Source organism: Planktotalea sp., from assembly GCF_050633725.1.
GTDB lineage: Bacteria > Pseudomonadota > Alphaproteobacteria > Rhodobacterales > Rhodobacteraceae > Planktotalea.
This window is the reverse complement of record NZ_JBOEHB010000016.1, coordinates 35,078-41,848: the sequence shown is the minus strand read 5'-3', so window position 1 is coordinate 41,848 and position 6,771 is coordinate 35,078. Positions and strand designations below refer to the sequence as shown.

Genomic DNA, 6,771 nt, shown 5'->3' with positions numbered 1-6,771 from the left:
TGCTGCCCGTCGTTCGATGAAATAGGTATCAAGGTCAAATGAGGCGCGATTTAGGCACGTGTAAGGCCATTTTCGTCTCAATTTGAGGAAATTCCAAGTGATCGTATCTTGGGTCGGTACAGTATTTGCAAGTAGGGCGGTTTGTTTCCAATCCGCCCCTAAGCACCAAAAAATATGGTGAATTCGTAATTCTTACTCAGCCGCTGGCAGAGCAACTGCACCAACAGTCATGCCGGACAATGTTGTGTCTGTAGACGCTGTCAAGCTGGACGCACCAGTCTGGATCGAGCCATATGCAGCAACCGCAAGGCCAACAACCGCAGCTGTAAGAACTACCCAGTCAACTGTTACTGCGCCGTTTTCGTCACGTGCGAATGCTTTGATGAAGTTAGTCATGTTAATATCCCTTTCTAGGATCAGGTTTTCAGTTTCCCAAGCTCTAGGGTTTTCTGCTCCGCCTCTCTGTGTGCGCTGCTGCCCGTTACTTGATGTAGGTTGTATCACTTGCAATTTGGGCGCGATTTGGGCGGAGAAACGGCAATTTTGCAGATGTTAACGAATTATTCATTTTTAGTTCTAAGTCAGGGCTTCTGCTCAAATACAAGAATCTAAAAAGCCGACCTGTTTCCAGATCGGCCTTGCGTTGAATATACTGTGTCTCAGTGCGTGCGCACTTCACCTAACGTTTACGAGTTAGAAGCCTGCGACGAAATTTGCGAGCCCGGCATCGGGATCGACGCTGACAACTTTGTCTTTGCCACCAAGTCCAGCAACTGAGGCAACGCCAATGCCGACAACAGCGGCGACGATAACCACAAACTCCGCCGTGACTGCGCCACTTTCTTGTTTCGCGAATGATTTGATAAGGTTTTTCATTTGAAGGTTATCCTGTAAATTTCTCTATTCATGTGCGCGAAGGACGCGAAACCACGTACCAAATGCGCTGATAGAGTCTTTGTTCCTCATAAAATTGGCGTGAACATGGCGCTGTTAAGGAAATTGGCTGCAATTCTTTCGAGCTTTCATTGCTTAAGAAAATGCGCAGATTTTTGGACGGGCAATTTTTGTGCTAAACGTCGGTTTTGGGTGCAATCCCAACCAACTTCGCTAAACTGGCGAAAAACGCAGTAGACGTTTTATTGGACAGAGCATGAAAAACAGCCCTTTTAAAATTGCAAGATTACTGGTTCTCGCGCTTTCTTTGCAGACCGTCGGTGTCGCGCAGGCGGAAACGTCAAAGCCCAAACCTTTCCCTGAGTTCTCGGCGAAACGCCAAAAGCCCCCCAAAGCAGGTAGCCGCAAGAGAATCACGATCCAAATTACCCCAAAAGGGGCGAAGGCCGGAACTGTGATTAGCGGCAAAGCCAAAGGCGGTAGCGGCAGCGCGAGCAAGACCTCTGCGTCCTACTCTTGGTTTTGGGACACGGTTTCAACAGACATCGGGAAAAGCGCGGGGCGTTATCAGGCGGCTTTGAATCGTCTGTCCAACCCACCTAATGGCAGCGGTGTGCGGGCCCCGAGGCTGCAGACATTGCATAGTATCTCGCAGGCTCATGGCATTGAAATTTTGAAAGCGACCATTGGCAAGAAAGTTTCACCCGCTTTGGTTCTTGCAGTTATAGCCGTAGAATCCGCAGGCAAAACCAAGGCTGTCAGTTCCGCTGGTGCGCAAGGGTTAATGCAATTGATGCCAGCAACGGCGACGCGGTTTGGGGTTAAGGATGCGAATATACCAGCGCAGAATATTTCTGGTGGCGTCGCTTATCTGGATTGGCTGATGGGGGAATTCTCAAATGACCCCGTTTTGGTGTTGGCCGCGTATAATGCGGGCGAGGGGGCTGTTCGTAAGAACAACGGCGTACCCCCTTATTCGGAAACCCGCGACTATGTTCCCAAAGTGCTTGCCGCGTTCCAGGTGGCGCGCGGCCTATGCGTAACGCCGCCGCAACTGGCCACAGATGGCTGCGTTTTCAAAAAGCTCGGTGGATAAAGTAAGGTGCGTGAGACCACACACCTTACGGTTTTCTTAAACGATTGTCGCTTCAGTCGCTGCGCGCAGCTCATCCTCGGAGACGCCATCCGCCGTTTCAACGATTTTGAGACCGCCTTCTACAACATCCAGCACACCTAGGTTCGTGATGATGCGATCCACGACCTTTTGACCCGTTAGCGGCAGCGTGCATTCTTTCAGAACTTTGCTGACGCCATGTTTGTTGGTGTGATCCATCACAACCACCACGCGGCCAACACCCGCAACAAGATCCATCGCACCGCCCATGCCTTTGACCAGCTTGCCCGGGATCATCCAGTTCGCCAAATCGCCGTTCTCGGCAACTTCCATCGCGCCCAAAATTGCCATCGCAATCTTGCCACCACGGATCATGCCGAAGCTTTGCGAGCTGTCGAAATAAGCCGTCTGCGGTAGCTCTGTAATAGTCTGCTTGCCCGCGTTGATCAGGTCAGCGTCCTCTTCGCCCGAGATCGGGAAAGGACCCATGCCCAGCATGCCGTTCTCTGATTGCAACGTCACTTCAACGCCTTCAGGGATGTAGTTGGACACCAGCGTCGGGATACCGATGCCAAGGTTCACATACCAGCCGTCTTGCAACTCTTGTGCGGCGCGCGCCGCCATTTGATTACGATCCCACATGACTTACGCCTCCCGAACTGTGCGCTGTTCAATGCGCTTTTCATGATCGCCTTGAATGATGCGGTGCACATATATGCCCGGCAAATGGATGCTGTCAGGGTCGAGCGAGCCCGTCTCAACGATCTCTTCCACTTCAACGATGCACATCTTGCCACACATGGCCGCTGGCGGGTTGAAGTTGCGCGCTGTCTTGCGGAAGACGAGGTTGCCCGTCGCATCTGCTTTCCACGCTTTCACAATGGCGAGGTCGGCAAAGATGCCGTTTTCCATGATATAAGTTTCCATCTCGCCGTTCGGGCCAGTTGGGAACTCTTTGTGCTCTTTGCCTTCAGCGATCACCGTGCCAACACCTGTTTTGGTGTAAAAACCGGGGATGCCGCAGCCGCCAGAACGCATGCGCTCAGCAAGAGTGCCCTGCGGGTTGAATTCCAATTCAAGCTCGCCAGAGAGATACTGACGCATGAATTCAGCGTTCTCGCCAACGTAGGAGGAGATCATTTTCTTGACTTGCTTGGTTTGTAGCAAAATGCCGATGCCGAAATCATCAACGCCTGCGTTGTTAGACGCAAATGTCAGATCCTTCGTGCCTGCATCTTTGATTGCATCCAAAAGCAATTCTGGAATGCCGCAGAGGCCAAAGCCACCTGATGCAATGAACATGCCGTCAAAAAGCACGCCTTCCAGAGCCTCGGCAGCGCTGCCATAGACTTTTTTCATGAAAATTCTCCTGACCCAATGTTTCGCGCAAATATGTGACGAAGGGTCAAGGGAGAGTCAATCATTATGCCGCGTCGCGGCATGCATCAAAGGACGCGAACTTGTGTCCCTACAGGTGTTATCGCAAACAGTTCTGCGATCTTCTCGTTGTAAAGTCCGATGCAGCCAGAAGAGGAGCGACGCCCGATTTTGCGCGTATCATGGGTGCCATGGATGAGGTAGGCGGGCCAGCTGAGATACATTGCGTGGGTGCCAAGCGGATTGCCTGCGCCTGCTTCCATGAATTCAGGAAGGCTCGGGTCGCGCTCACGCATGCTCTTGGTCGGGGTCCACGTTGGACCAACCTTTTTGCGCACAATCTTGGTGTAGCCGCGTTTGGTTAGCTCGTCGGTCATGGGAACGGATGTGGGATAAACGCGGTAGTCCGTGCCCTCGGCGTTCCAGTAGTGCAGCGCGCGCGAACTGGTGTCTGCAACGATGACGCCCTTGCCGAGCGTGTCAAAATGGTCTCGCCAGTCTTGAGTCACAAAGCTAGAGGCATTGCGGCGCTGCGCTGCAGGCTGGGAGGGCACATATTGCTGCGCGCTCAAAAGCGCAGGTGTCGCAAGTGTACTTGTCAGGCCTAAAACGGCGCTGCGGCGGGTAATTTTGATGCTCATTATTGACCTCAAAAGAAAAAAGGCTGCATTTGATGCAGCCTTCTCAGAACTTCATGGATTTGGCCACTCACATTTGAGTTAGCGGCGCTATTCCGCTTCTTTTTTTGCCGCGGCGGGCTTTTTCTTAGGCGCTGCCTTTTTTGCCGCAGTTTTTTTCGCGGCTGGTTTCTTTGCGGCGGCCTTTTTCTTGGGAGCGGCCTTCTTTTTCCCGCCCTTTGCGGCACGCTCGGCGATCAGTTCGACGGCCATTTCCATCGTGACATCTGCGGGCTCTGTGCCTTTAGGAATCGTAGCGTTTACTTTTTCCCATTTCACATAAGGGCCGTAGCGCCCTTCCATGACATTGACCGCGCCGCCATCGGAGGGGTGCTCGCCCAGCTCTTTAAGTGGTTTCGCAGCGGCCGCGCCGCCACGACGACCCGGGTTTGCACGCTTGTCCGCAAGCAGCTCAACCGCATGGTTCATGCCAATCTCTAGCATTTCAGTCCATTGCTTGAGACTCACATAGGTCGGTTTTTCCGCATCGGGCAATTTGTGCATAATATAAGGACCAAAGCGTCCCAAGTTGGCACTGATGCGGCCACCTTCTGGATGCTCGCCTACGCCGCGCGGCAGACTAAGCAGTTGAACGGCTTGCTCCAATGTTGTGTCGGCCTTGTCCCAGCCACCATGACGAGCTTGGGGCAGGGAGGTGCGCTTGGGCTTTTTGTTCTCAGGCGTGACTTCGCCGCGCTGAACGTAGGGGCCGTAACGACCGGACTTCAGCCAGATTTCGTCGCCTTCATCGGTGCCAAGCAGATGCTCTTCCCCATCAGCGCCTTCGCCCGCAATAGGGCGGGTGTAGGTGCATTCGGGGTAATTGCCACAGCCGACAAAACCACCCGTGCGGGAGGTTTTCAGGTGCAGGTTGCCCTGACCACACTTCGGGCAAATGCGAGGGTCTGTTCCGTCTTCGCGGGGCGGATAAAGCTGCGGTGCTAGCGCGGCATCGAGCACGTCGAGAACTTCAGAGATGCGCAACTCGGAGGTTTCCGAGATCGCGGCGTGAAAATCTCGCCAGAACGTTCCAAGCAATTCTTTATAGTCAGCCTCGCCGGCCGACACATGATCAAGCTGGCTTTCGAGGTCCGCGGTGAAATCATAGCCAACGTATTGACGGAAGAAATTCATCAAGAAGATGGTAACAATTCGCCCCTTATCCTCTGGAAACAGGCGGTTCTTCTCTTTGCGCACATATTCGCGGTCCTGAATCGTGGTCACGATCGAGGCGTAGGTAGACGGGCGGCCAATGCCGAGTTCTTCCATGCGCTTTACCAGAGTCGCCTCCGTGTAACGGGGCGGTGGCTGGGTGTGGTGTTGCTCAGGCGTGATCGTGCGCTTGTCCATCGGATCACCCTGCGCAATCTGGGGAAGGCGCTTGTCATCATCATCGACAACTGCGTCATCGCGGCCTTCTTCGTAGACTTTCATAAAGCCGTCAAACAACACAACCTGACCCGTCGCGCGCAGCTGCACCTGACCATCATCGGAGCCAAGATCAACCGTCGTGCGCTCCATTTTCGCGCTTTCCATTTGGCAAGCAATGGTGCGTTTCCAGATCAGATCGTAAAGTTTGCGTTGATCCGGCTCGCTGAGCTTCAGGCTCTCAGCATCTTTTGCCAAGACCGTCGGGCGGATACATTCGTGCGCCTCTTGGGCGTTCTTGGCCTTATTTTTATATTCGCGCGGGGACTTTGGCAGATAGCTGTCACCGTAGCGCTCTTTGATTGCATCGCGGGTTTCTGCGATGGCCTCAGGGGCCATGTCGATCCCATCGGTTCGCATATATGTAATGTGGCCTGCTTCGTACAAACGCTGCGCAATGTTCATCGTTTGGCGTGCGCCAAAGCCAAATTTGCGGCTGGCTTCTTGCTGAAGGGTCGACGTCATGAAAGGCGCAGACGGGTTGCGCGCGGCTGGCTTGGCTTCCACAGACACGGCCGTGAGCGCACGAGATGTCACCGCCTGAACCGCGAGTTCCGCTGCAGTTTGGTTTGCCAGATCATACTTATCGAGCTTTTGGCCTCCCAACACCGTTAAGCGCGCTTCAAATTCCTGTCCGCGCGGCGTGGCAAGCAAGGCTTTGACTGACCAGTACTCACGGGCGTTAAACGCCTCAATCTCTTGTTCGCGCTCGACGATAATGCGCAAGCAAACGGATTGAACGCGTCCCGCAGAACGTGCGCCGGGCAATTTGCGCCAAAGAACTGGCGAGAGATTAAAGCCCACAAGATAATCCAACGCGCGACGGGCGAGATAGGCTTCGACCAGAGGGCGATCCACTTCTCGCGGGTTTTTCATCGCTTCGGTGACAGCCGTCTTCGTAATCGCGTTGAAGACGACGCGGCTGACAGGGGTGTCTTTTTTGATCGAGCGGCGTTTGGTCAGCGCCTCTTGCAAGTGCCAGGAAATCGCTTCGCCTTCGCGATCGGGGTCAGTTGCGAGGATGAGTTCATTGTCCTCTTTTAAGGCGTCCGCAATGGCTTTGACATGCTTGCGGCTGTCGTTTCCGATCTCCCACTTCATCTCGAAATCATGTTCGGTGTCCACCGATCCATCTTTCGGAGGAAGGTCGCGCACGTGGCCGTAAGACGCCAGAACGGTATAGTCTGGGCCCAAATACTTGTTGATTGTCTTGGCTTTAGCTGGTGATTCGACAACAACAACTGGCATATATTTTCCTAACGACTCGTCTCAAGATTTTCT

Annotated in this window: 7 protein-coding genes; 1 reads left to right on the top strand and 6 read right to left on the bottom strand. The window is 53.7% G+C overall.

Translation table 11 applies throughout. The features are described from left to right. Positions 1-192: 192 nt before the first annotated feature. Both ACRBCU_RS13275 and ACRBCU_RS13270 read right to left on the bottom strand, forming a co-directional pair. A complete protein-coding gene (locus ACRBCU_RS13275; protein ID WP_431365871.1) occupies positions 193-396 on the bottom strand; it encodes a hypothetical protein in 204 nt (67 codons plus the stop codon). A gap of 297 nt (positions 397-693) precedes the next feature. After that, positions 694-876: a hypothetical protein gene (locus ACRBCU_RS13270; protein WP_431365870.1), complete on the bottom strand. Its 183-nt coding sequence runs from the start codon at positions 874-876 to the stop codon at positions 694-696. A 274-nt stretch (positions 877-1,150) separates the two neighbouring features. Here ACRBCU_RS13270 and ACRBCU_RS13265 point away from each other — a divergent pair, with 274 nt between their 5' ends. Then, a complete protein-coding gene (locus tag ACRBCU_RS13265) occupies positions 1,151-1,990 on the top strand; it encodes a lytic transglycosylase domain-containing protein (RefSeq protein ID WP_431365869.1) in 840 nt (279 codons plus the stop codon). Between the two features lie 36 nt (positions 1,991-2,026). Here ACRBCU_RS13265 and ACRBCU_RS13260 read toward each other — a convergent pair whose 3' ends face one another. The 4 genes from ACRBCU_RS13260 to topA all read right to left on the bottom strand — a co-directional run bounded on the left by ACRBCU_RS13260 (position 2,027) and on the right by topA (position 6,738). After that, the gene (locus ACRBCU_RS13260; protein ID WP_431365868.1) at positions 2,027-2,650 is read right to left on the bottom strand and encodes a 3-oxoacid CoA-transferase subunit B; all 624 of its coding nucleotides are present in this window, start codon (positions 2,648-2,650) and stop codon (positions 2,027-2,029) included. A gap of 3 nt (positions 2,651-2,653) precedes the next feature. Beyond that, positions 2,654-3,367 carry a CoA transferase subunit A gene (locus tag ACRBCU_RS13255; protein WP_431365867.1) on the bottom strand — a complete coding sequence of 238 codons (714 nt, stop codon included), beginning with the start codon at positions 3,365-3,367 and terminating at the stop codon, positions 2,654-2,656. Positions 3,368-3,453: 86 nt separating this feature from the next. Continuing rightward, on the bottom strand, positions 3,454-4,026 hold the full coding sequence (locus ACRBCU_RS13250) for a L,D-transpeptidase (protein WP_431365866.1): 573 nt from the start codon (positions 4,024-4,026) through the stop codon (positions 3,454-3,456). A gap of 87 nt (positions 4,027-4,113) precedes the next feature. Next, positions 4,114-6,738 (bottom strand): type I DNA topoisomerase, encoded by a 2,625-nt coding sequence (gene topA, locus ACRBCU_RS13245; RefSeq protein ID WP_431365865.1) that lies wholly within the window; start codon positions 6,736-6,738, stop codon positions 4,114-4,116. Positions 6,739-6,771: the final 33 nt, after the last annotated feature.